Source organism: Streptococcus sp. HMSC070B10 (genome assembly GCF_001808665.1).
Taxonomy (GTDB): Bacteria; Bacillota; Bacilli; order Lactobacillales; family Streptococcaceae; genus Streptococcus.
The window spans coordinates 22,821-44,514 of sequence record NZ_KV794185.1 but is presented as its reverse complement, the minus strand read 5'-3'; the positions used below and the strand labels follow the sequence as shown (position 1 = coordinate 44,514).

The window sequence follows — 21,694 nt, the reverse complement described above, 5'->3', positions numbered from 1 at the left end:
GCGAAAATGGCCCAAGATATAAAAAATGAAGAAGTAGAAGAAGTCCAAGAAGAGGAAGTTGTGGAAACGGTAGAAGAAACAACTCCTGAGAAGTCTGAATTGGACTTGGCAAATGAACGTGCAGATGAGTTCGAAAACAAATACCTTCGCGCTCATGCAGAAATGCAAAATATCCAACGTCGTGCCAATGAAGAGCGTCAAAACTTGCAGCGTTACCGTAGCCAGGACTTGGCAAAAGCAATCCTCCCTTCTTTGGATAACCTAGAACGTGCTCTTGCAGTTGAAGGTTTGACAGACGATGTCAAAAAAGGATTGGAGATGGTGCAAGAAAGCTTGATTCACGCTTTGAAAGAAGAAGGAATCGAAGAAATCGCAGCTGATGGCGAATTTGACCATAACTACCATATGGCCATCCAAACTCTCCCAGCAGACGATGAACACCCAGCAGACACTATCGCCCAAGTATTCCAAAAAGGCTACAAACTCCATGACCGCATCCTACGCCCAGCAATGGTAGTGGTCTATAACTAGGCAATTCTGACGGTTGCAGCATACATAATAGAAAACTTGTCCGAAACGACAATAAACTATGAAGAAAGATAAAAAGCAAGCCGGAGGCTTGCAAGGAAGATATTTCCCACCGTGGTGAAACAGGGGATTTTTGAGACAATAGGCTCAAAAATAAGTGATGAAATCCCGGAGGGAGTTGCTCACGTCCCCACCACTTAAGGGAAATATCAAAAATAGAAAATTAACTAACAAGGAGAAAAACACATGTCTAAAATTATCGGTATTGACTTAGGTACAACAAACTCAGCAGTTGCAGTTCTTGAAGGAACTGAAAGCAAAATCATCGCAAACCCAGAAGGGAACCGCACAACTCCATCTGTAGTCTCATTCAAAAACGGAGAAATCATCGTTGGTGACGCTGCAAAACGTCAAGCAGTTACAAATCCAGATACAGTCATCTCTATCAAATCTAAAATGGGAACTTCTGAAAAAGTTTCTGCTAACGGAAAAGAATACACTCCACAAGAAATTTCAGCTATGATTCTTCAATACTTGAAAGGTTATGCTGAAGACTACCTTGGTGAAAAAGTAACCAAAGCAGTTATCACAGTTCCTGCTTACTTCAACGATGCTCAACGTCAAGCAACAAAAGACGCTGGTAAAATCGCTGGTCTTGAAGTAGAACGTATCGTCAACGAACCAACTGCAGCAGCTCTTGCTTATGGTTTGGACAAGACTGACAAAGAAGAAAAAATCTTGGTATTTGACCTTGGTGGTGGTACATTCGACGTATCTATCCTTGAATTGGGTGACGGTGTCTTCGACGTATTGTCAACTGCAGGGGACAACAAACTTGGTGGTGACGACTTTGACCAAAAAATCATTGACCACTTGGTAGCAGAATTCAAGAAAGAAAACGGTATTGACTTGTCTACTGACAAGATGGCAATGCAACGTTTGAAAGATGCAGCTGAAAAAGCGAAGAAAGACCTTTCTGGTGTAACTTCAACACAAATCAGCTTGCCATTTATCACTGCTGGTGAAGCTGGACCTCTTCACTTGGAAATGACTTTGACTCGTGCGAAATTTGACGATTTGACTCGTGACCTTGTAGAACGTACAAAAGTTCCAGTTCGTCAAGCCCTTTCAGATGCAGGTTTGAGCTTGTCAGAAATCGATGAAGTGATCCTTGTTGGTGGTTCAACTCGTATCCCAGCCGTTGTTGAAGCTGTTAAAGCTGAAACTGGTAAAGAACCAAACAAATCAGTAAACCCTGACGAAGTTGTTGCTATGGGTGCTGCCATCCAAGGTGGTGTGATTACTGGTGATGTCAAAGACGTTGTCCTTCTTGACGTAACACCATTGTCACTTGGTATCGAAACAATGGGTGGAGTATTTACAAAACTCATCGACCGTAACACAACTATTCCAACATCTAAATCACAAGTCTTCTCAACAGCAGCAGACAACCAACCAGCCGTTGATATCCATGTTCTTCAAGGTGAACGCCCAATGGCAGCAGATAACAAGACTCTTGGACGCTTCCAATTGACAGATATCCCAGCTGCACCTCGTGGAATTCCTCAAATCGAAGTAACATTTGACATCGACAAGAACGGTATCGTGTCTGTTAAAGCTAAAGACCTTGGAACTCAAAAAGAACAAACTATTGTTATCCAATCTAACTCAGGTTTGACTGACGAAGAAATCGACCGCATGATGAAAGATGCAGAAGCAAACGCTGAAGCAGATAAGAAACGTAAAGAAGAAGTTGACCTTCGTAACGAAGTAGACCAAGCTATCTTCGCAACTGAAAAGACTATCAAGGAAACTGAAGGCAAAGGCTTCGACGCAGAACGTGACGCTGCCCAAGCTGCCCTTGATGACCTTAAGAAAGCGCAAGAAGACAACAACTTGGACGAAATGAAAGCAAAACTTGAAGCATTGAACGAAAAAGCTCAAGGACTTGCTGTTAAACTCTACGAACAAGCCGCAGCAGCGCAACAAGCTCAAGCAGGAGCAGAAGGTGCACAAGCAACAGGAAACGCAGGCGATGACGTCGTAGACGGAGAGTTTACGGAAAAGTAAGATGCAAAGCCCGTTAAAACCTCACAGTGAAAATAGGAAATCTGACGCAGAAACTTTAGTTTCTAGAAAGATTTATCTTTTTCACCAAGAGGTTAGGGCGTGCTCGATTTAGCATTACTAGTTTGATTTTTAAAACTCGAACGTTGTAATGATAGGAAGAAATCCAGAGGTTGCAACCCAGCCTCTGTTTTTCGATAAAAAGGGACGGAACCTGATTTGTTTGGGTTTTGTCTCATCAATATAAAAGAAAGGAATTGAACCCGACCTAGATTGAGGATTCGTTCCGTAATATTAACAGAAAGGAACAAAGGTGTTCAGGGAATTGAACACGGGCTACGGACTGTGCCAAAAAGATAGTTTTTTCTAGGACGCAAGCGTCCGTCGTCAAAACTCCTATTTTGGCTGTGTCCGTTTGACGCCCTTTGTATCTTGAATTATGAACAATACTGAATTTTATGATCGTCTGGGGGTGTCAAAAAACGCTTCGGCAGACGAGATCAAAAAGGCTTATCGTAAGCTTTCGAAAAAATATCACCCAGATATCAACAAGGAGCCTGGTGCTGAGGAAAAGTACAAGGAAGTTCAAGAAGCCTATGAGACTTTGAGTGACGACCAAAAACGTGCTGCCTATGACCAATACGGTGCTGCTGGAGCCAGCGGTGGTTTTGGTGGAGCTGGTGGTTTCGGCGGTTTCGATGGGGCAGGAGGCTTCGGTGGTTTTGAGGACATCTTCTCAAGTTTCTTCGGCGGAGGCGGTGCTTCACGCAATCCAAATGCTCCTCGTCAAGGGGATGACCTCCAGTATCGTGTGAACTTGACCTTTGAAGAAGCTATTTTTGGAGCTGAAAAAGAAGTTAAATACAATCGTGAAGCAAGCTGTAGTACATGTAATGGTTCTGGTGCTAAGCCAGGAACAAGTCCAGTCACTTGTGGACGCTGTCATGGCGCTGGTGTCATTAACGTTGATACACAAACTCCGCTTGGTATGATGCGGCGCCAAGTAACCTGTGATGTCTGTCATGGTCGCGGAAAAGAAATCAAAGATCCATGTACAACTTGTCACGGAACAGGTCATGAAAAACAAGCTCATAGCGTACATGTGAAAATCCCTGCTGGTGTGGAAACTGGTCAACAAATTCGCTTAGCAGGTCAAGGTGAAGCTGGATTTAACGGTGGACCTTATGGTGACTTGTATGTAGTGGTTTCTGTGGAAGCCAGCGACAAGTTTGAACGTGAAGGAACCACTATCTTCTACAATCTCAACCTCAACTTTGTCCAAGCAGCTCTTGGTGATACAGTTGATATCCCAACGGTTCACGGTGATGTTGAATTGGTTATCCCAGAGGGAACTCAGACTGGTAAGAAATTCCGTCTACGTGGTAAAGGAGCACCAAGTCTTCGTGGTGGTGCAGTTGGTGACCAATACGTTACTGTCAATGTCGTAACACCGACAGGCTTGAACGACCGCCAAAAAGCAGCGCTTAAAGAATTCGCAGCTGCTGGTGATTTAAAAGTCAATCCAAAGAAAAAGGGCTTCTTTGACCATATTAAAGATGCCTTTGATGGAGAATAAACTAAAAAGAGCCAATTGGCTCTTTTTGTGTTATCTTTGAAAATTTAGCGTCGAAAAATCATTTTCCAGTTAGCCTATTATTTATACTTTTGCTTGAGTAAGCCAGCTGTATCCATCTCCTGGATAAGTTGCTTGAATTCTGCTTCCTTACCAGGCTTAATGGTAACGGTATCAATGTGTTTGATTGCTGAGTTATCCTGAATATCCACCAAAGTCAAGGCTTTTTCATAGAAAGCAATTCCCTTTTTTAGACTTTCCTGATCCCATAAGGTTAGAATTGTGTAAGAATAATTTGATTTCTTTCCGTTTGCTCGAAAATACTTCTCGCCTTCCTCCTCTAAAAATCGCAATAAACCATGATTGAATAAGTTGTCTTCTACTGAATGGTAGGAAATATCTCCTGTGTTTAGGACATAGACTTCAAGTTGATTTTTGGTGAGTTTTGGGCTTTCTTTTAGGACAGGGTGAGTATTGATGATCTCATCTGAGAAAGTAGCATAAAAATGTAAGCCTCCGCCCTCGAATTCATAGTGTCCATCTGATTCTACTTTTTTAGGAGGGAGATCAAGGGAAACAAAGATTTGTTTGAGGGCGTTATTTCCCTTGTGAATGTCAATCGGTGAGGCTCTGAAGGCAAAAAACAGTACTAGAAATGCTAGGACCGCAAGAAGGCTAAGGCAACCACAAGGGATTAGGATGATCTGTGCCAGAATTTTAAAAAACTGTTTCATTTTCATTCCTCTTTTTTGTTTGACCCTGACAACCTAAAATAGATTTAAGGAAAGTTCATGGCTCTTTTTACTTATCTTCGATTTCCTGTGTTTCTTTTATCACAGCTAGTCTAGTCTGGATATCTTTTTCCAAGACCTTAAACTTGTAAGTCAGGTCTTCTTGGTATTCCTTGATGAGTTCTTTTTGCTGGTCAATGATTTGTAGGCTGTTTTGGATAATATCTACATCATCCTTGATAGCTTGAACGCGGTCAGTGGTATTCAAGACTTCATCTGTGATGGTTTGGCGATTTTTTGTGACCAGATAACTTCCGGCTGCAGCTCCTGCAAATAGCAGTAGATTGGATAATTTCATGGCAACTCCTTAGGCGTTTTTGATGGTTTCAGCGACTTGAGCAAGTTTGTCAAAGTCTGGTTCGTGGGCGATAAAATCAATCTTGAGGTCATCGTCCGCACTGTAGCGAGGTACGAGGTGAACGTGGGTATGAAAGACGGTTTGCCCTGCGATTTCTTCACAGTTGGCAATGATATTCATACCAGCAGCCTTGGTAGCCTTCATGACTTTTTGAGCAACTGTTGGTACTTGGGCAAAGAGTTGGCTAGCGCTAGTAGCGTCCATCTCCAAAAGATTGCGATAGTGTTTTTTTGGTACGACCAAGGTGTGTCCAGGTGTCACTTGAGAGATATCAAGAAAGGCAAGGACCTGCTCATCTTCATATACTTTTGAAGCAGGAATTTCCCCTGCGATGATTTTACAAAAAATGCAATCTGACATAAAATCTACCTCTACTGTATTGAATTTTGATATAATATAGCTACATTATACCAGATTTGGAGAAAATATGTTAGAAATTAAAAATCTGACAGGTGGCTATGTTCATGTCCCTGTCTTGAAAGATGTGTCCTTTACTGTTGAAAGTGGGCAGTTGGTCGGTTTGATTGGTCTCAATGGTGCTGGGAAATCGACGACTATTAATGAAATTATCGGTCTGTTGACACCTTATAGTGGTTCTATCAATATCAATGGACTTACTCTTCAAGAAGATGCAACTAGCTACCGCAAGCAAATTGGCTACATTCCTGAGACACCTAGCTTGTATGAGGAATTGACCCTCAGAGAGCATATCGAAACGGTTGCCATGGCTTATGGTATTGAGCAGAAAGTGGCTTTTGTTCGAGTAGAACCCCTGTTAAAAATGTTCCGTCTGGACCAGAAATTAGACTGGTTCCCTGTTCATTTTTCAAAAGGGATGAAGCAGAAGGTCTTGATTATCTGTGCTTTTGTGGTGGATCCTAGTCTTTTCATCGTGGATGAGCCTTTCCTTGGTCTTGATCCGTTGGCTATTGCAGACTTGATTCAGCTTTTGGAAGTGGAAAAGCAAAAGGGCAAGTCCATTCTCATGAGTACCCACGTGCTGGATTCGGCGGAGAAGATGTGTGATGCCTTTGTTATTCTTCACAAAGGGGAAGTGCGTGCTAAGGGAAATCTCCTGCAACTGCGCGAAGCCTTTGACATGCCTGAGGCTAGTTTGAATGATATTTACTTGGCTCTGACCAAAGAGGAGGATCTATGAAAGACTTGTTTTTAAAGAGAAAGCAGGCTTTTCGTAAGGAGTGTCTTGGTTATCTGCGCTATGTGCTCAATGACCACTTTGTCTTGTTCCTGCTTGTCCTGCTGGGCTTTCTAGCCTACCAGTACAGTCAACTCTTGCAACATTTTCCTGAAAATCATTGGCCTATCCTTTTGTTTGTTGGAATTACCTCTGTTTTGCTTTTGCTTTGGGGTGGAATTGCTACTTACATGGAGGCGCCTGACAAGCTTTTTCTCTTGGTCGGAGAAGAGGAAATCAAGCTCCATCTAAAGCGTCAAACTAGCATTTCCCTAGTCTTTTGGCTTTTTGTCCAGACCCTTTTCTTGCTGTTATTTGCTCCCCTATTTTTGGCAATGGGGTTTGGCATACCAGTTTTTTTGGTCTATGTGCTCCTATTGGGTGTAGGGAAATATCTGCTCTTTCGTCAAAAGGCCAACAAATTTTTCACTGAAACTGGTCTCGACTGGGACTATGTCATTTCCCAAGAAAGCAAGCGTAAGCAAGTCTTGCTTCGTTTCTTTGCCCTCTTTACTCAGGTCAAGGGAATTTCAAACAGCGTCAAGCGTCGTGCCTACCTGGACTTTATCTTAAAGGCTGTTCAGAAGGTGCCTGGGAAGATTTGGCAAAATCTCTATCTGCGTTCTTATTTGCGAAATGGAGACCTCTTTGCCCTCAGTCTCCGTCTGCTCTTGCTTTCCATACTGGCACAGGTCTTTATTGAGCAAGCTTGGATTGCGACAGCAGTGGTAGTTCTCTTTAACTACCTCTTGCTCTTCCAGTTGCTGGCCCTCTATCATGCCTTTGACTACCAGTATTTGACCCAACTTTTTCCGCTGGACAAGGGGCAAAAGGAAAAAGGCTTGCAGGCGGTAGTCCGAGGATTGACTAGTTTTGTTTTACTTGTGGAATTAGTCGTCGGCCTTGTGACCTTCCAAGAAAAACTAGCCCTTCTAGCCTTGCTGGGTGCAGGTTTGGTTTTACTAGTCTTGTACTTACCTTATCAGGTAAAACGTCAGATGCAGGACTAATATTGCTTATATGATATTAAAAAAGAAGTTGAGTTCAGTTTATCTCAACTTCTTTTATTTTCTATAAGATAATGGTTGGTCCGTAGAGACTCAACTTGGTCTTGACTTGGTCAAAGTGGAAGCGGTCATAGGCCCGCCAAGCGGCGCGAGTAGGAGCATCTGGATCAAGAGCGCTGAGTCCCATGAGAAGACTGGAAGTCTGGTAAAATTTTTCCAGTTCAATCAAGACTCGATTATCCACTGTTTCAGCCTTGGCTAGAAAACCAAGAATAGAGTTTAATTGCTCCTGAAAGCGGACGTCGTCAGAGGTTGTCTGTTTGCATGCTTGGTAGGCTTTGTTTAAGTCAGTAATCAAAGTCTGAGCTCTTTTGATAGGGTCTGTATCTGTCATGAGAATTCCTCCTTTAATCTGGGTGCTAGTTTTGATTCTAGCAATTGTATTTTGATACTGTCAGTTTATCACTTTTATCTCCTTTTTCACCATAAAATCTTTAATTGTTCTTGAAATTTCCTGAATGGTACTGTTAAGATTTTATGATAAAATAGTTGTAAGGTTATCATACTTATCTGAGCAACAAGATACCTTTCAGGAGCTTTGAAGGCCTGTTTAAGATTTGGTGGGCTTGTGTCAGAGTATTTTTGCTATTCTCTTTTTAGGAAGAAATTGAAACAAGGGGAGTAAAAAGATGAGAATATTTGTTTTAGAAGATGATTTTTCCCAGCAGACTAGGATTGAAACGACGATTGAGAAACTTTTGAAAGCACATCATATCACTCCCAGCTCTTTTGAGATCTTTGGCAAGCCAGACCAACTGCTGGCAGAGGTGCATGAGAAGGGATCCCATCAGCTATTCTTTTTGGACATTGAGATTCGAAATGAGGAGATGAAAGGCTTAGAAGTGGCAAGAAAGATTCGGGATCGGGACCCTTATGCCTTGATCGTCTTTGTGACGACTCACTCGGAGTTTATGCCCCTGTCCTTTCGCTATCAAGTCTCTGCTTTAGACTACATTGATAAGGCTCTTTCGGCAGAGGAGTTTGAATCTCGTATTGAAACAGCCCTCCTCTATGCCAATAGTCAAGATAGTAAAAGTCTGGCGGAAGATTGCTTTTACTTTAAATCAAAATTTGCCCAATTCCAGTATCCTTTTAAAGAGGTTTATTATCTCGAAACATCGCCCAGAGCTCATCGTGTCATTCTCTATACCAAGACAGACAGGTTGGAATTTACAGCGAGTTTAGAGGAGGTTTTCAAGCAGGAGCCTCGTCTCTTGCAGTGCCACCGCTCTTTTCTCATTAATCCTGCCAATGTGGTTCGTTTGGATAAGAAAGAAAAACTGCTTTACTTTCCCAATGGGGGAAGCTGTATGATAGCGCGTTATAAGGTCAGGGAAGTGTCTGAGGCTATCAATAACTTGCACTGAGCTAGGAGAGTTTATGAATATTGCTTGGATATTATTGTATACACTTATTACTCATGGACTAGAAATTGTCATTTTCTTTAAGGTGGATGGAATTGGTATCACTTTTGAGAGGATTTTTAAGGCCTTTCTTTTTAAGATACTGTTGGCCTTTGTTTTTTTAATGATTGATTATATGGTAGGAGATAGTTTCCTATTTTATTTTATGGAACCCTTGTACGGTATAGGCTTGTCTTTCTTACTGTTAAGAGGGCTTCCTAAAAAACTTCTCTTCTTTTATGGTCTCTTTCCAATGATATTGGTGAATCTCTTTTATAGAGGGGTCTCCTATTTTGTGCTTCCATTTTTGGGACAAGAAATTGTAGATAAAGGTAGCAATCCTATCTTTTTATTGATGATGATATTCGTTTGCTTCATAGTTTTAGTCTTTTTGAAATGGTTGGACTATGATTTCACTAAGTTGAGAAAGGAGATTCTCGATAAAGGTTTTCAAAAATCTCTGACTACGATTAACTGGATAATGGGGGGCTACTATCTAGTGATGCAAAGTCTGTCTTTCTTTGAATATGAACAAGGTATTCAATCAACGACTGTTCGCCATCTGATTCTAGTGTTTTACCTTCTCTTTTTTATGGGGATGATCAAGAAATTGGATACCTATTTGAAGGAAAAACTTCATGAGAGACTGGACCAAGAGCAGGCCTTGCGCTACAGAGATATGGAACGCTATAGTCGGCATATAGAGGAGCTTTACAAGGAAGTGCGGAGTTTTCGCCATGATTATAGCAACCTCTTGACTAGTTTACGTCTGGGCATTGAAGAGGAGGATATGGAGCAGATAAAAGAGGTCTACGACTCGGTCTTAAAGGATTCCAGTGAAAAATTGCAGGACAGCAAATATGACCTGGGCAGATTAGTGAATATTCGTGATAAAGCCCTCAAAAGTCTCCTAGCAGGAAAGTTTCTAAAAGCCAGAGATAAGAAGATTGTCTTTAATGTCGAAGTTCCTGAGGAGATTCAGGTCGAGGGAATGAGACTGCTTGATTTTCTAACCATTGTGTCTATCCTTTGTGACAATGCTATTGAAGCTAGTGTAGAGGCCAGTCAACCTCATGTTTCAATCGCCTTTTTAAAAAATGGAGCACAGGAGACCTTTATTATCGAAAACTCCATCAAAGAAGAGGGCATCGATATTTCTGAAATCTTCTCCTTTGGAGCCAGTTCTAAAGGGGAGGAGAGAGGAGTTGGTCTCTATACCGTTATGAAAATTGTGGAAAGCCATCCCAATACCAGTCTCAATACCACCTGCCAAGATCAAGTTTTTCGTCAGGTTTTAACGGTTCACTTGCTGCCGGTTGGTCATTAGAAAATTTGTGAAAAAAGAATTGGCAGAAGTTAACAGATAAAGTTTGTCTTTATCGAGCCAGACTTTTGCTATAGTATGTGAGGTATATTAAATGAATAAGAAATCCTTTTTTATCATCTGTTCTACGTTGATTATAGCATCGAATCTTCTCATGATTTCCGTGGTGAATAAGGGAGAAGAAACAGGGAGCAATCTATTTGTGATTGCTATAGCCTGTGTTTTGCTACCAGCCTTTTTATATGCGGTTGAAAATCAACTGACTTCATTGGTAAGAGTAGAATCAATACTCCTGATTCAGTTGACAGTTATATCCCTACTCCGTCTTATCAACAGAATAGGGAGTACTCCTGAAATCCTCAACATTATCATTACCCTTCTCGCTTTGGCAAGTGGGACAGCTGCTATCCTTGTTGCGATTATGAGAATATATGAGAACATACGGAAGTGAGGGTGAGTAGTTTTCTATTTTGTATTTTCACATTGTCAAGTTCCCCCAGGGCAAGTATGTTTTTCATGCTTGCTTTTTTAAATTTTTTAACAATTCAAGATGTTTTGATGACCATTTATGATTTGAGTAATCCAAGGTCAAAATGAGTGCTATACTAGCAGTGTAAAGGTTCTTACTCAACAAAGATTCAGGAGGAAATTTTATGAAGAAAAAAATACTTGTCATTTTCATCTTGTATCTGATTATGTCCATCTTTCTATATCCGCTTAGGGAGAGTGCTTGGTATCATCTATTTTATACCATGGCCTATGTGATTGCAGTGATGATTTATTTTGCTATCATGAAAAAGAAAGGAGAAAAGAAATGAAAACTTTTCTTGCTAAAAAACGGAACATCTTCCTTGCGAGACTGTTCCTAGGTCAGCTGCCCTTGCTTGTCTCTACCTATCTATTTCTATCTCGTCAGTTTTTAAATTTTTCCTTAGTCCTCCAATTTCTTTTAGTGGTTATTAACTTGGCTTCTATTTTGGTCACTGTTTACCTCACTAGGGAAATGAGGATAAGAAAATTTGAAGATGATGATTTGGTTAGTCCTAGAACCAATCAACTCATGTATATTGGCTTGACAGGCTTTATGTCTATTATCTGTTTGTATAGAGGGATCACAGCAGGAGAATCCTACCAACAACTAATCGCTTATATTGGTGCTATTCTATGCTTGCTTATCATGCTTCTGCTCATTTGGGGTTTGAAGTATTATAAAAAGTAGTTTGCCTTCCTTTTTTGACAGAATTTTTGATTAGAAGCTTCTATTAAATCGTTCGTGAAATAAATGAATGGAGGTATTTAATATGAAATACAGATTATTTCTTGTTATTTTTTTGAGTAGTATGTTGAATATTCTTTTAGGAACATTTTTACAAATCTCTAATGTGTCGATTGGGTGGCTTGTTCTCTACAGTGGCTTGTTTGAAGCAGGCGTTTTCCTTCTTGCTAATAAAGGGGTGGCGGTAAAAATCAAGGAAGTAGACATTCAAAATCGCTTTAAATTTATTTTTGGAAAAACGGTATGGTTTCAAATTCTTTTGCTCATCTTTTTGATGGTCAAACTTTATCTTGGTTTGGATGTGAGGTTGATTTTATTCTATGGACATATTTTCATTGTCTTTAATGCCTTAATGTATCTATTATCTATTATCTAGTAGTCAGGTTAGCCTTAAAAAGAACAAACTGTCTTCTTAATCTTACAGTAGTAGAGCTTGACAAGAGGAGGTCATCATGTATAAACATTTATTTTTCCTAGATTCAAAAACCTTAGACTGGTTGACACCCTATATTCTAGATTTGGCTTCTGACACCATTGCCTTCAATGTTTTTGTGCTAACCTTTGTATCTGTGGTGGTCTTTTATTTCCTAAATCCCATGCTATCTTTAATAGCTATCTTCTTAGGGGGTGGTTATGTGATAGTATTTTGGATACTCAAATGGTTTGTTTTGGAAAGGCTAGAGTTAAAGGATGAGTTGTAGGGGAGTTTGTTGAGGAGGATAGTTTTATGGCCATTTTCAATAAATGTCATGCCTTGTTTTTGGGATTTTTAGTATTTGCAATCGTTGGTGCAGCGGGATATTCTATTAATCAAGGAGATTATTTTCAACACCAGTACACATTCATTGTTGTAAAGAGTCTCTTGCTTTTCCTTAGTTTTGGCTATGCGAAATGGTTTGATATGATTTCTTTTGGGATGTTAAGCAGGAAACAACTCTTGCTGTTCATTGGAATTTTTCTTCTCACTGTGCTGGTAAGTATTAGCTATCATGCTTTTTTCTCAGTTGTTTCTGGTGCTTCGGATCAACACCTTGAGGAAGCTAGTAAAGGACTTTCGCTTTCCTTTATTGTTAGTGCTACAGTTTTGGCACCTATCCAGGAGGAATTTATGTTTAGAGGAATTCTTCAAGGTGCGGTTTTTGACAATTCTTGGCTGGGGCTTGTGTTGACATCCTCTCTCTTTTCTTTCATGCATGAACCTTATGATATTCCTTCGTTTTGCTATTATCTTTTCGGGGGCTTGTTGCTGGGCTTTGCTTATAAAAAGAGCCAAAATCTATGGGTCTCCACTTTAGTCCATATGTTTTACAACAGTTTGCCACTCTTATATTATTTATAAAAATCATGAAAGGTAAGCAGAAGATAGTGCTTGCCTTTTCTTTCTATAGGGATATCCCAAATCAATCCAGAGGCTTTTCTTTGAGAATCGGGTATGGAGCGGTTGACGAATAGCCCAAAAACTAGTAGAATAGTAAGGAAACTTTATACGGAGGAAAGAAATGGATTTGGGTGATAATGAGCTAACACTGACCCCTATACCTGGGAAAAGTGGCAAGGCTTATATGGGTAGCTATCCTGATGGGAAGCGCATCTTTGTAAAAATGAACACCTCTCCAATCCTACCTGGTCTAGCTAGAGAACAAATTGCTCCACAATTATTATGGAGTCGCCGTTTGGCAGATGGGCGTGATATGTGTGCTCAAGAATGGTTGACAGGCAAGATATTGACCCCCTATGATATGAATCGTAAGCAAATCGTCAATATTTTAACCCGTCTTCATCGCTCACGTCCGTTGATGACACAGTTGAGTCGTTTGGGCTATGCCATGGAAACACCTGTAGATTTACTACAGTCTTGGCAGGAAACGGTTCCAGATGCTTTACGTAAAAATCATTTTATCAGTGAAGTGATGGCTGATTTACGTCAGACTATTCCAGGATTTAGAGAGGACCATGCGACCATTGTCCATGGAGATGTACGACATAGTAATTGGATTGAGACAGAAAGTGGCTTGATTTATTTGGTGGATTGGGATTCGGTTCGTTTGACCGACCGCATGTTTGATGTGGCCCATATGCTCTGCCATTATATTCCAGAACATCAGTGGAAGGAATGGTTGACCTACTACGGTTACAAGTACAATCAAACGGTATTAAATAAATTGTATTGGTATGGTCAATTGTCTTACTTGAGCCAGATTTCCAAGTATTATATGAATCAAGATTTAGAAAATGTCAATCGGGAGATCCATGGCCTGCGTCACTTCCGAGACAAGTATGGAAAGAGAAGATGAGAGTTAGAAATCGTAAAGGGGCGACAGAATTACTAGAGGCAAATCCTCAGTATGTGGTCCTCAATCCCTTAGAAGCCAAGGGAAAATGGCGGGACTTGTTTGGCAATGATAATCCCATTCATGTGGAAGTTGGAAGTGGAAAGGGTGCCTTTGTTTCAGGTATGGCCAAGCAAAACCCTGACATCAACTATATCGGGATTGATATTCAAAAGTCTGTTTTGAGCTACGCTTTGGACAAGGTGCTTGAAGTTGGAGTACCTAATATTAAGCTTTTGTGGGTAGATGGTTCTGACTTGACCGACTACTTTGAAGACGGTGAGATTGATCGTTTGTATCTGAACTTTTCAGATCCTTGGCCTAAAAAACGCCATGAAAAGCGTCGTTTGACCTATAAAACCTTCTTGGATACCTTCAAACGTATCTTGCCTGAAAATGGAGAAATTCATTTCAAGACGGATAACCGTGGCTTGTTTGAGTACAGCCTAGTGAGCTTTTCTCAGTATGGCATGAAGCTCAATGGTGTCTGGCTAGACTTACATGCCAGTGATTTTGAAGGCAATGTCATGACAGAATACGAGCAAAAATTCTCCAACAAGGGGCAAGTTATCTACCGAGTTGAGGCAGAATTTTAAGAAATAGCCTAAAATCAGGCTGTATAAGTGCTTTTGCTTTACATAAGTTGGCAAACGTGCTATACTAAGAGCAAGAATATGAAAAGTGAGGCGGGGAAATATCTTCGCCTCTTGCTTATGAGGAGGTGGACGCAATCGCAACAATCGTAGAATTAGTCAGAGAAGTTGTAGAACCTGTCATAGAAGCTCCTTTCGAACTCGTGGATATCGAGTATGGAAAGATTGGCAGTGACATGATTCTCAGTATTTTTGTAGATAAACCTGAAGGAATTACCTTGAACGACACGGCGGACTTGACAGAAATAATCAGTCCTGTCCTAGACACTATCAAGCCAGATCCCTTCCCAGAACAATATTTCCTAGAAATCACCAGTCCAGGCTTGGAACGTCCTTTGAAAACCAAGGATGCCGTCGCTGGAGCGGTTGGGAAATACATCCATGTCGGGCTCTACCAAGCCATCGATAAGCAAAAGGTCTTTGAAGGAACCTTGTTGGCCTTTGAAGAGGATGAGTTGACCATGGAATATATGGACAAGACGCGTAAGAAAACTGTCCAAATTCCATACAGTTTGGTATCAAAAGCACGTTTAGCGGTTAAATTATAGAAAAAGAAAGGATAGCTTTTGAGGATTCAAAAGTGAAGAAAACATGAGTAAAGAAATGCTAGAGGCCTTCCGCATTTTGGAAGAAGACAAGGGAATCAAAAAAGAAGACATCATCGACGCAGTAGTAGAGTCGCTTCGTTCCGCTTATCGCAGACGCTATGGTCAATCTGATAGCGTAGCTATTGACTTTAACGAAAAAACAGGTGACTTTACAGTTTATACTGTCCGTGAAGTGGTTGATGAAGTATTTGATAGCCGTTTGGAAATCAGCTTGAAAGATGCTCTTGCCATTAATTCAGCCTATGAACTTGGTGACAAAATCAAGTTTGAAGAAGCACCTGCTGAGTTTGGTCGTGTAGCAGCCCAATCTGCCAAACAAACCATCATGGAAAAAATGCGCAAGCAAACACGTGCCATCACTTACAATACTTATAAAGAACATGAACAAGAAATTATGTCTGGTACTGTAGAACGCTTTGACAACCGCTTTATCTATGTCAACCTCGGCAGCATCGAAGCCCAATTGTCAAAACAAGACCAAATCCCTGGGGAAGTTTTTGCTTCTCACGATCGTATCGAAGTCTATGTTTATAAGGTTGAAGACAATCCTCGTGGTGTGAACGTCTTTGTTAGCCGTAGCCATCCAGAAATGATCAAACGTTTGATGGAGCAAGAAATTCCAGAAGTTTATGATGGAACTGTTGAAATCATGAGCGTAGCTCGTGAAGCTGGTGACCGTACTAAGGTTGCAGTTCGTAGCCATAATCCAAACGTGGATGCTATCGGAACAATCGTTGGACGCGGTGGTGCTAACATCAAGAAAATCACTAGCAAATTCCACCCAGCTCGTTACGATGCCAAGAGCGACCGTATGGTCCCAATCGAAGAAAACATCGACGTTATCGAGTGGGTAGCAGATCCAGCTGAATTTATCTACAATGCCATCGCTCCTGCTGAGGTTGACCAAGTTATCTTTGACGAAAACGACAGCAAACGTGCCTTGGTGGTTGTTCCAGATAACAAGCTTTCTCTTGCTATCGGTCGTCGTGGACAAAACGTTCGCTTGGCAGCTCACTTGACTGGTTACCGTATCGATATCAAGTCTGCTAGCGAATTTGAAGCTATGGAAGAAGCTGGTTCGGTAGATTTGGAAGCAGAAAACGATACTGTAGAAGAATAAAAGCTGCTAGAGGAGGGAAAGATGAAAACGAGAAAAATCCCTTTGCGCAAGTCTGTTGTGTCTAACGAAGTGATTGATAAGCGTGATTTGCTCCGCATTGTCAAGAACAAGGAAGGACAAGTCTTTATCGATCCGACAGGCAAGGCCAATGGCCGCGGCGCTTATATCAAGCTAGACAATGCAGAAGCCTTAGAGGCGAAAAAGAAGAAGGTCTTTAACCGCAGCTTTAACATGGAAGTGGAAGAAAGCTTTTATGACGAGTTGATCGCTTATGTGGATCACAAAGTGAAAAGAAGAGAGTTAGGACTTGAATAAGCAAAAGATAAGCAATCTCTTGGGACTGGCTCAGCGAGCAGGGCGGATCATATCGGGTGAAGAATTGGTGGTTAAGGCCATTCAAGACGGCAAGGCCAAGTTGGTCTTTCTAGCCCATGATGCAGGACCCAATCTAACCAAGAAGATTCAAGATAAAAGTCATTATTATCAAGTAGAAATTGTAACCGTGTTTTCAACACTGGAATTAAGCATAGCAGTCGGAAAATCGAGAAAGGTTTTGGCTGTAACAGATGCTGGATTTACAAAGAAAATGAGGTCTCTTATGGAATAGAAGAGGAGGACATGATTTGTCTAAGAAAAGATTGTACGAAATCGCAAAAGAACTTGGAAAAGAAAGTAAAGAAGTTGTAGCGCGTGCAAAAGAGTTGGGCTTGGATGTGAAAAGCCACTCATCAAGTGTGGAAGAAGCTGTCGCTGCAAAAATCGCTGCCAGCTTTAAGCCTGCAGCTGCTCCGAAAGCAGAAGCAAAACCTGCAGCACCAAAAGCAAGTGCAGAAAAGAAAGCCGAAAAATCTGAGCCAGCTAAACCAGCTGTAGCTAAGGAAGAGGCAAAACCTGCTGAGCCAGTCGCTCCTAAAACAGAAAAAGTAGTAGCTAAACCGCAAAGCCGTAATTTCAAGGCTGAGCGTGAAGCTCGTGCCAAAGAGCAGGCAGAACGCCGCAAGCAAAATAAGGGCAATAACCGTGACCAACAACAAAACGGAAACCGTCAGAAAAACGACGGCCGTAATGGTGGAAAGCAAGGTCAAGGTAACCGCGATAATCGTCGCTTTAATGACCAAGCTAAGAAACAGCAAGGTCAGCAAAATCGTGGAAATGAGCGTCGTCAACAAGAGGACAAACGTCCACATCAAGCGGCTCCACGTATTGACTTTAAAGCCCGTGCAGCAGCCCTAAAAGCAGAGCAAAATGCAGAATATGCCCGTTCAAGTGAGGAACGTTTCAAGCAGACTCAGGCTGCCAAAGAAGCCTTGGCCCAAGCAAACAAACGCAAGGAGCCAGAGGAAATCTTTGAAGAAGTGGCTAAGTTAGCTGAACAAGCGCAACAAGTTCAAGCAGTGGTTGAACCAGCTCCTGTAGCTAAAGAAGCGCCAGTGGATACACGTCGTAAAAAACAAGCTCGACCAGACAAAGAACGTGATGATTATGATCACGAAGAAGATGGTCCTAGAAAACAACAAAAGAATCGAAGTAGTCAAAATCAAGTGAGAAATCAAAAGAATAGTAACTGGAATAACAACAAAAAGAACAAAAAAGGCAATAACAAGAACAACCGCAATCAGACTCCAAAACCTGTTACGGAGCGTAAATTCCATGAATTGCCAACAGAATTTGAATATACGGATGGTATGACCGTTGCGGAAATCGCAAAACGTATCAAACGTGAACCAGCTGAAATCGTTAAGAAACTTTTCATGATGGGTGTAATGGCCACACAAAACCAATCCTTGGATGGGGAAACAATTGAACTCCTCATGGTGGATTATGGTATCGAAGCCAAACAAAAAGTTGAAGTGGATAATGCCGACATCGAACGTTTCTTTGTAGAAGATGGTTATCTCAATGAAGATGAATTGGTTGAGCGTCCACCAGTTGTAACTATCATGGGACACGTTGACCACGGTAAAACAACACTCCTAGATACCCTTCGTAACTCTCGTGTTGCGACAGGTGAAGCAGGTGGTATCACTCAGCATATCGGTGCCTACCAAATCGTTGAAAATGGCAAGAAGATTACCTTCCTTGATACACCAGGACACGCGGCCTTTACATCTATGCGTGCGCGTGGTGCTTCTGTTACCGATATTACTATCTTGGTCGTAGCGGCAGATGACGGGGTTATGCCTCAGACAATTGAAGCTATCAACCACTCAAAAGCAGCCAACGTTCCAATCATCGTAGCCATCAACAAGATTGATAAACCAGGTGCTAACCCAGAACGCGTTATCGGTGAATTGGCAGAGCATGGTGTTATGTCAACTGCTTGGGGTGGAGATTCTGAATTTGTTGAAATCTCAGCTAAATTCAACCAAAACATCGAAGAATTGTTGGAAACAGTCCTTCTTGTGGCTGAAATCCAAGAACTTAAGGCAGACCCAACAGTGCGTGCTATCGGTACAGTTATCGAAGCGCGCTTGGATAAAGGAAAAGGTGCGGTCGCAACCCTTCTTGTTCAACAAGGTACCTTGAATGTCCAAGACCCAATCGTTGTCGGAAATACTTTCGGTCGTGTCCGTGCTATGACCAACGACCTTGGACGTCGTGTTAAGGTAGCAGGCCCATCAACACCAGTCTCTATCACAGGTTTGAACGAAGCGCCAATGGCAGGTGACCACTTTGCTGTTTACGAAGATGAAAAATCTGCGCGTGCGGCTGGTGAAGAACGTGCCAAACGTGCCCTTATGAAACAACGTCAAGCTACCCAACGTGTCAGCCTTGAAAACCTCTTTGATACCCTCAAAGCTGGTGAACTTAAGTCTGTTAACGTCATCATCAAGGCAGACGTACAAGGTTCTGTTGAAGCCCTTTCTGCCTCACTTCAAAAGATTGACGTGGAAGGTGTTAAAGTTACCATCGTCCACTCAGCGGTCGGTGCTATCAATGAATCAGACGTGACTCTTGCGGAAGCTTCAAATGCCTTTATCGTTGGTTTCAACGTACGCCCTACACCACAAGCTCGTCAACAAGCCGAAGCTGACGATGTGGAAATCCGTCTTCACAGCATTATCTACAAGGTTATCGAAGAGATGGAAGAAGCCATGAAGGGGATGCTTGATCCAGAATTTGAAGAAAAAGTTATCGGTGAAGCAGTTATCCGTGAAACCTTCAAGGTGTCTAAAGTGGGAACTATCGGTGGATTCATGGTTATCAACGGTAAGGTTACCCGTGACTCTAAAGTTCGTGTTATCCGTGACGGTGTTGTTATCTATGACGGTGAACTCGCAAGCTTGAAACACTACAAAGACGACGTTAAGGAAGTTACAAACGGCCGTGAAGGTGGATTGATGATCGATGGCTACAATGATATCAAGACTGATGATGTGATTGAGGCTTATGTCATGGAAGAAATCAAACGATAAGATTTTTGCTCCTTTCTTAGGTGGTGAGGGACGCAAGCAAACCGATGGTTTCATTGCTTATTTTTGAGCCTAGGGTCTCAAAAATCCCCTGTGATGGGACTGATAAATCAGTTCCATCACTTTCACCACGGCGAAAGAAGCAGATGATTTCAAATTGAACTTCGTTTCAATTTGAACTGAAAATCAATAAGTTTAAAAATAGCTAAGTCTGCTGTCCTAGCTTTTGGTTCAAAGTAGAGAAAGGAATATCATGGCAAATCATTTCCGTACGGATCGTGTGGGCATGGAAATCAAGCGTGAAGTCAATGAGATTTTGCAAAAGAAAGTCCGTGATCCGCGTGTCCAAGGTGTGACCATCACAGATGTTCAGATGCTAGGTGACTTGTCTGTTGCCAAGGTTTACTATACCATTTTGAGTAACCTTGCTTCAGATAATCAAAAAGCCCAAATCGGGCTTGAAAAAGCAACTGGTACTATCAAACGTGAACTTGGTCGCAATTTGAAATTGTACAAAATCCCAGATTTGACTTTCGTCAAAGACGAATCCATCGAATATGGAAACAAGATTGACGAGATGCTACGCAATCTGGATAAAAACTAAGAAGAGGGGCAACCCTCTTTTTTGGTGGAGGGATGACTACAAAGCATGTTGGGGAATATTTCTAGAGTTAAATATTATAAAAAAGCTTTATAAAATTTAGATAGTGTGATATTATGAAATAAAGACACAAGAGGAAGAGGTATTTATATGGCTGAACAAGACTTAGCTATGCAAGTATTGCAACAAGTGGTAAAACTACCAGTTGTTAAGGTTGATCGTTCGAAATTTTTAGTGGATAAGTTTTCTAAAGAATTGGATCCACAGGACATTCCTACCTTATTAGAACAAGGCCCAACGTCTCTCTTATCTCAAGAAACCTTAGATCGAGTGGCTAATGCCTGCATTAGGGATAATGTTTTATTGGCGAGTGGAACCTCTGTTTTGGCAGGGTTACCTGGAGGGATTGCTATGGCGATTACCATTCCAGCTGATGTGGCTCAATTTTATGGTTTCTCTCTGAAATTGGCTCAAGAATTAGGTTATATTTATGGTTATGAGGATCTTTGGGCTTCACGCGAGGAGTTGAGTGAAGATGCTCAAAATACCCTCTTGCTTTATCTAGGCGTCATGTTGGGTGTAAATGGAACCGCTGCTTTGCTACGTGCAGGTGGTATAACAATTGCCAAACAGGTAATGAAAACAGTACCTAATAAAGCGTTAACAAAGACGCTTTGGTACCCTATTTTGAAAAAAGTCTTAAAAATATTTGGTGTGAATCTGACCAAGGGAGGGCTGGCCAAAGGAATGGGAAAATTCATTCCTATCTTGGGTGGTATCATTTCAGGTGGTTTAACCTTTGCAACTATGAAACCAATGGGGGAAAGCTTGCAGAAAGAATTGTCCAAACTAGTCAACTATAGTGAAGTTCAATATCAAGAAGATGTTGAAACAATCCGAAAAGAGGCTGAAATCATTGAAGGAGAGTGATATGGGACTCATAAAAATTCTAGCTAAAACTTACGGTAATTACTTTTTGACCATGCAAGGTGTAAAAGTGATGAAAACGATAAAGAAAGATGACCATGCCGTTGTCGGTTTGGGGAAACTCTTTATTGCAGACAAGTTAATGGATACGGCTCGGTGGCTCATCAAGCCAGAGGATAAAAAATGAAATTTTTCTGGGGTCTTCTTGCCATTATTTTTATCAAACCGATTATTGGAATTGTGAAATTCCTATGGATGATCATCTCTTTTGCATTCCAATTATTATTTTACAAGCTATTATTTAAGCTATTGGATTGGCTCTTTAAACTTATTTAGGTCGTAATTCAAGTCGCAGAGAACTAGCAAGTCTTGTACTGCTAGTTTTTTAATCTCTTTCCTTGTGGTATAATAAAAGCAGTAAAATCATTTTATACTCTTCGAAAATCTCTTCAAACCACGT

General features: G+C 41.3%; 26 protein-coding genes and 1 pseudogene. 23 read left to right on the top strand and 4 right to left on the bottom strand.

Annotation, left to right across the window (positions count from 1 at the left end):
• The first annotated feature begins 6 nt into the window (after positions 1-6).
• The 3 genes from grpE to dnaJ all read left to right on the top strand — a co-directional run bounded on the left by grpE (position 7) and on the right by dnaJ (position 4,171).
• A complete protein-coding gene (gene grpE, locus HMPREF2613_RS06165) occupies positions 7-531 on the top strand; it encodes a nucleotide exchange factor GrpE (RefSeq protein WP_000046038.1) in 525 nt (174 codons plus the stop codon).
• Positions 532-774: 243 nt separating this feature from the next.
• On the top strand, positions 775-2,598 hold the full coding sequence (gene dnaK / locus HMPREF2613_RS06160) for a molecular chaperone DnaK (protein ID WP_000034667.1): 1,824 nt from the start codon (positions 775-777) through the stop codon (positions 2,596-2,598).
• A gap of 436 nt (positions 2,599-3,034) precedes the next feature.
• Complete coding sequence (gene dnaJ / locus HMPREF2613_RS06155) at positions 3,035-4,171, top strand: molecular chaperone DnaJ (protein WP_070479742.1); 1,137 nt, start codon at positions 3,035-3,037, stop codon at positions 4,169-4,171.
• Positions 4,172-4,248: 77 nt separating this feature from the next.
• On the opposite strand, the gene HMPREF2613_RS06150 is transcribed toward dnaJ, so the two are convergent.
• From HMPREF2613_RS06150 to HMPREF2613_RS06140, 3 genes are all read right to left on the bottom strand, one after another.
• Entirely contained in the window at positions 4,249-4,902 is a 654-nt protein-coding gene (locus HMPREF2613_RS06150; protein WP_261673976.1) for a hypothetical protein, read from the bottom strand.
• Between the two features lie 67 nt (positions 4,903-4,969).
• Positions 4,970-5,257, bottom strand: a complete 288-nt coding sequence (locus HMPREF2613_RS06145; RefSeq protein ID WP_000777754.1) for a hypothetical protein — start codon at positions 5,255-5,257, stop codon at positions 4,970-4,972.
• 9 nt (positions 5,258-5,266) lie between these two features.
• The gene (locus HMPREF2613_RS06140) at positions 5,267-5,677 is read right to left on the bottom strand and encodes an HIT family protein (protein ID WP_070479738.1); all 411 of its coding nucleotides are present in this window, start codon (positions 5,675-5,677) and stop codon (positions 5,267-5,269) included.
• Between the two features lie 67 nt (positions 5,678-5,744).
• Here HMPREF2613_RS06140 and HMPREF2613_RS06135 point away from each other — a divergent pair, with 67 nt between their 5' ends.
• Positions 5,745-6,476 carry an ABC transporter ATP-binding protein gene (locus HMPREF2613_RS06135; RefSeq protein WP_070479736.1) on the top strand — a complete coding sequence of 244 codons (732 nt, stop codon included), beginning with the start codon at positions 5,745-5,747 and terminating at the stop codon, positions 6,474-6,476.
• Positions 6,473-7,522: an ABC transporter permease gene (locus HMPREF2613_RS06130; RefSeq protein WP_070479733.1), complete on the top strand. Its 1,050-nt coding sequence runs from the start codon at positions 6,473-6,475 to the stop codon at positions 7,520-7,522. The genes HMPREF2613_RS06135 and HMPREF2613_RS06130 overlap by 4 nt, the downstream gene beginning before the upstream one ends.
• A 61-nt stretch (positions 7,523-7,583) precedes the next feature.
• Here HMPREF2613_RS06130 and HMPREF2613_RS06125 read toward each other — a convergent pair whose 3' ends face one another.
• Positions 7,584-7,913, bottom strand: coding sequence for a helicase BlpT (locus HMPREF2613_RS06125; RefSeq protein ID WP_070479732.1), 330 nt, complete (start codon positions 7,911-7,913; stop codon positions 7,584-7,586).
• 295 nt (positions 7,914-8,208) lie between these two features.
• Here HMPREF2613_RS06125 and HMPREF2613_RS06120 point away from each other — a divergent pair, with 295 nt between their 5' ends.
• From HMPREF2613_RS06120 to HMPREF2613_RS06040, 18 genes and pseudogenes are all read left to right on the top strand, one after another.
• A complete protein-coding gene (locus tag HMPREF2613_RS06120) occupies positions 8,209-8,946 on the top strand; it encodes a response regulator transcription factor (protein WP_070479730.1) in 738 nt (245 codons plus the stop codon).
• A 13-nt stretch (positions 8,947-8,959) separates the two neighbouring features.
• Positions 8,960-10,309 (top strand): sensor histidine kinase, encoded by a 1,350-nt coding sequence (locus HMPREF2613_RS06115; RefSeq protein ID WP_070479727.1) that lies wholly within the window; start codon positions 8,960-8,962, stop codon positions 10,307-10,309.
• Between the two features lie 91 nt (positions 10,310-10,400).
• Positions 10,401-10,757, top strand: a complete 357-nt coding sequence (locus HMPREF2613_RS06110) for a hypothetical protein (protein WP_070479725.1) — start codon at positions 10,401-10,403, stop codon at positions 10,755-10,757.
• 202 nt (positions 10,758-10,959) lie between these two features.
• Positions 10,960-11,124: a hypothetical protein gene (locus tag HMPREF2613_RS11000; RefSeq protein ID WP_083279236.1), complete on the top strand. Its 165-nt coding sequence runs from the start codon at positions 10,960-10,962 to the stop codon at positions 11,122-11,124.
• Positions 11,121-11,525, top strand: a complete 405-nt coding sequence (locus HMPREF2613_RS06105; protein WP_070479723.1) for an immunity protein — start codon at positions 11,121-11,123, stop codon at positions 11,523-11,525. The genes HMPREF2613_RS11000 and HMPREF2613_RS06105 overlap by 4 nt, the downstream gene beginning before the upstream one ends.
• An 82-nt stretch (positions 11,526-11,607) precedes the next feature.
• Positions 11,608-11,998: pseudogene (locus HMPREF2613_RS06100) on the top strand (immunity protein).
• A gap of 36 nt (positions 11,999-12,034) precedes the next feature.
• Positions 12,035-12,283: an immunity protein BlpZ gene (blpZ, locus tag HMPREF2613_RS06095; RefSeq protein ID WP_070479721.1), complete on the top strand. Its 249-nt coding sequence runs from the start codon at positions 12,035-12,037 to the stop codon at positions 12,281-12,283.
• A 26-nt stretch (positions 12,284-12,309) separates the two neighbouring features.
• The gene (locus tag HMPREF2613_RS06090; RefSeq protein WP_070479718.1) at positions 12,310-12,921 is read left to right on the top strand and encodes a CPBP family intramembrane glutamic endopeptidase; all 612 of its coding nucleotides are present in this window, start codon (positions 12,310-12,312) and stop codon (positions 12,919-12,921) included.
• Between the two features lie 160 nt (positions 12,922-13,081).
• On the top strand, positions 13,082-13,876 hold the full coding sequence (ccrZ, locus tag HMPREF2613_RS06085) for a cell cycle regulator CcrZ (RefSeq protein ID WP_070479715.1): 795 nt from the start codon (positions 13,082-13,084) through the stop codon (positions 13,874-13,876).
• Positions 13,873-14,508, top strand: a complete 636-nt coding sequence (gene trmB, locus HMPREF2613_RS06080) for a tRNA (guanosine(46)-N7)-methyltransferase TrmB (RefSeq protein ID WP_001266094.1) — start codon at positions 13,873-13,875, stop codon at positions 14,506-14,508. Before ccrZ ends, trmB begins: the two co-directional genes overlap by 4 nt.
• A gap of 125 nt (positions 14,509-14,633) precedes the next feature.
• The gene (gene rimP, locus HMPREF2613_RS06075; RefSeq protein ID WP_001808691.1) at positions 14,634-15,113 is read left to right on the top strand and encodes a ribosome maturation factor RimP; all 480 of its coding nucleotides are present in this window, start codon (positions 14,634-14,636) and stop codon (positions 15,111-15,113) included.
• Between the two features lie 43 nt (positions 15,114-15,156).
• Positions 15,157-16,293, top strand: a complete 1,137-nt coding sequence (gene nusA / locus HMPREF2613_RS06070) for a transcription termination factor NusA (protein WP_000032285.1) — start codon at positions 15,157-15,159, stop codon at positions 16,291-16,293.
• 21 nt (positions 16,294-16,314) lie between these two features.
• Entirely contained in the window at positions 16,315-16,608 is a 294-nt protein-coding gene (gene rnpM / locus HMPREF2613_RS06065; protein WP_000857560.1) for an RNase P modulator RnpM, read from the top strand.
• Positions 16,601-16,900, top strand: a complete 300-nt coding sequence (locus HMPREF2613_RS06060; RefSeq protein ID WP_001041390.1) for a YlxQ-related RNA-binding protein — start codon at positions 16,601-16,603, stop codon at positions 16,898-16,900. Before rnpM ends, HMPREF2613_RS06060 begins: the two co-directional genes overlap by 8 nt.
• A 16-nt stretch (positions 16,901-16,916) precedes the next feature.
• Entirely contained in the window at positions 16,917-19,709 is a 2,793-nt protein-coding gene (gene infB / locus HMPREF2613_RS06055) for a translation initiation factor IF-2 (protein WP_070479713.1), read from the top strand.
• A 250-nt stretch (positions 19,710-19,959) separates the two neighbouring features.
• Entirely contained in the window at positions 19,960-20,310 is a 351-nt protein-coding gene (rbfA, locus tag HMPREF2613_RS06050) for a 30S ribosome-binding factor RbfA (protein ID WP_001273601.1), read from the top strand.
• A 147-nt stretch (positions 20,311-20,457) separates the two neighbouring features.
• Positions 20,458-21,237 (top strand): hypothetical protein, encoded by a 780-nt coding sequence (locus HMPREF2613_RS06045; protein ID WP_070479711.1) that lies wholly within the window; start codon positions 20,458-20,460, stop codon positions 21,235-21,237.
• Position 21,238: 1 nt separating this feature from the next.
• Entirely contained in the window at positions 21,239-21,421 is a 183-nt protein-coding gene (locus tag HMPREF2613_RS06040; protein ID WP_050252318.1) for a hypothetical protein, read from the top strand.
• Positions 21,422-21,694 lie beyond the last annotated feature (273 nt).

What these genes read in the sequence shown, in the direction of transcription:
- grpE (WP_000046038.1), top strand. Translation starts at nt 7, where the DNA reads ATGGCCCAAGATATAAAAAATGAAGAAGTAGAAGAAGTCCAAGAAGAG.
- dnaK (WP_000034667.1), top strand. Translation starts at nt 775, where the DNA reads ATGTCTAAAATTATCGGTATTGACTTAGGTACAACAAACTCAGCAGTT.
- dnaJ (WP_070479742.1), top strand. Translation starts at nt 3,035, where the DNA reads ATGAACAATACTGAATTTTATGATCGTCTGGGGGTGTCAAAAAACGCT.
- HMPREF2613_RS06150 (WP_261673976.1), bottom strand. Translation starts at nt 4,902, where the DNA reads ATGAAACAGTTTTTTAAAATTCTGGCACAGATCATCCTAATCCCTTGT.
- HMPREF2613_RS06145 (WP_000777754.1), bottom strand. Translation starts at nt 5,257, where the DNA reads ATGAAATTATCCAATCTACTGCTATTTGCAGGAGCTGCAGCCGGAAGT.
- HMPREF2613_RS06140 (WP_070479738.1), bottom strand. Translation starts at nt 5,677, where the DNA reads ATGTCAGATTGCATTTTTTGTAAAATCATCGCAGGGGAAATTCCTGCT.
- HMPREF2613_RS06135 (WP_070479736.1), top strand. Translation starts at nt 5,745, where the DNA reads ATGTTAGAAATTAAAAATCTGACAGGTGGCTATGTTCATGTCCCTGTC.
- HMPREF2613_RS06130 (WP_070479733.1), top strand. Translation starts at nt 6,473, where the DNA reads ATGAAAGACTTGTTTTTAAAGAGAAAGCAGGCTTTTCGTAAGGAGTGT.
- HMPREF2613_RS06125 (WP_070479732.1), bottom strand. Translation starts at nt 7,913, where the DNA reads ATGACAGATACAGACCCTATCAAAAGAGCTCAGACTTTGATTACTGAC.
- HMPREF2613_RS06120 (WP_070479730.1), top strand. Translation starts at nt 8,209, where the DNA reads ATGAGAATATTTGTTTTAGAAGATGATTTTTCCCAGCAGACTAGGATT.
- HMPREF2613_RS06115 (WP_070479727.1), top strand. Translation starts at nt 8,960, where the DNA reads ATGAATATTGCTTGGATATTATTGTATACACTTATTACTCATGGACTA.
- HMPREF2613_RS06110 (WP_070479725.1), top strand. Translation starts at nt 10,401, where the DNA reads ATGAATAAGAAATCCTTTTTTATCATCTGTTCTACGTTGATTATAGCA.
- HMPREF2613_RS11000 (WP_083279236.1), top strand. Translation starts at nt 10,960, where the DNA reads ATGAAGAAAAAAATACTTGTCATTTTCATCTTGTATCTGATTATGTCC.
- HMPREF2613_RS06105 (WP_070479723.1), top strand. Translation starts at nt 11,121, where the DNA reads ATGAAAACTTTTCTTGCTAAAAAACGGAACATCTTCCTTGCGAGACTG.
- blpZ (WP_070479721.1), top strand. Translation starts at nt 12,035, where the DNA reads ATGTATAAACATTTATTTTTCCTAGATTCAAAAACCTTAGACTGGTTG.
- HMPREF2613_RS06090 (WP_070479718.1), top strand. Translation starts at nt 12,310, where the DNA reads ATGGCCATTTTCAATAAATGTCATGCCTTGTTTTTGGGATTTTTAGTA.
- ccrZ (WP_070479715.1), top strand. Translation starts at nt 13,082, where the DNA reads ATGGATTTGGGTGATAATGAGCTAACACTGACCCCTATACCTGGGAAA.
- trmB (WP_001266094.1), top strand. Translation starts at nt 13,873, where the DNA reads ATGAGAGTTAGAAATCGTAAAGGGGCGACAGAATTACTAGAGGCAAAT.
- nusA (WP_000032285.1), top strand. Translation starts at nt 15,157, where the DNA reads ATGAGTAAAGAAATGCTAGAGGCCTTCCGCATTTTGGAAGAAGACAAG.
- rnpM (WP_000857560.1), top strand. Translation starts at nt 16,315, where the DNA reads ATGAAAACGAGAAAAATCCCTTTGCGCAAGTCTGTTGTGTCTAACGAA.
- rbfA (WP_001273601.1), top strand. Translation starts at nt 19,960, where the DNA reads ATGGCAAATCATTTCCGTACGGATCGTGTGGGCATGGAAATCAAGCGT.
- HMPREF2613_RS06045 (WP_070479711.1), top strand. Translation starts at nt 20,458, where the DNA reads ATGGCTGAACAAGACTTAGCTATGCAAGTATTGCAACAAGTGGTAAAA.
- HMPREF2613_RS06040 (WP_050252318.1), top strand. Translation starts at nt 21,239, where the DNA reads ATGGGACTCATAAAAATTCTAGCTAAAACTTACGGTAATTACTTTTTG.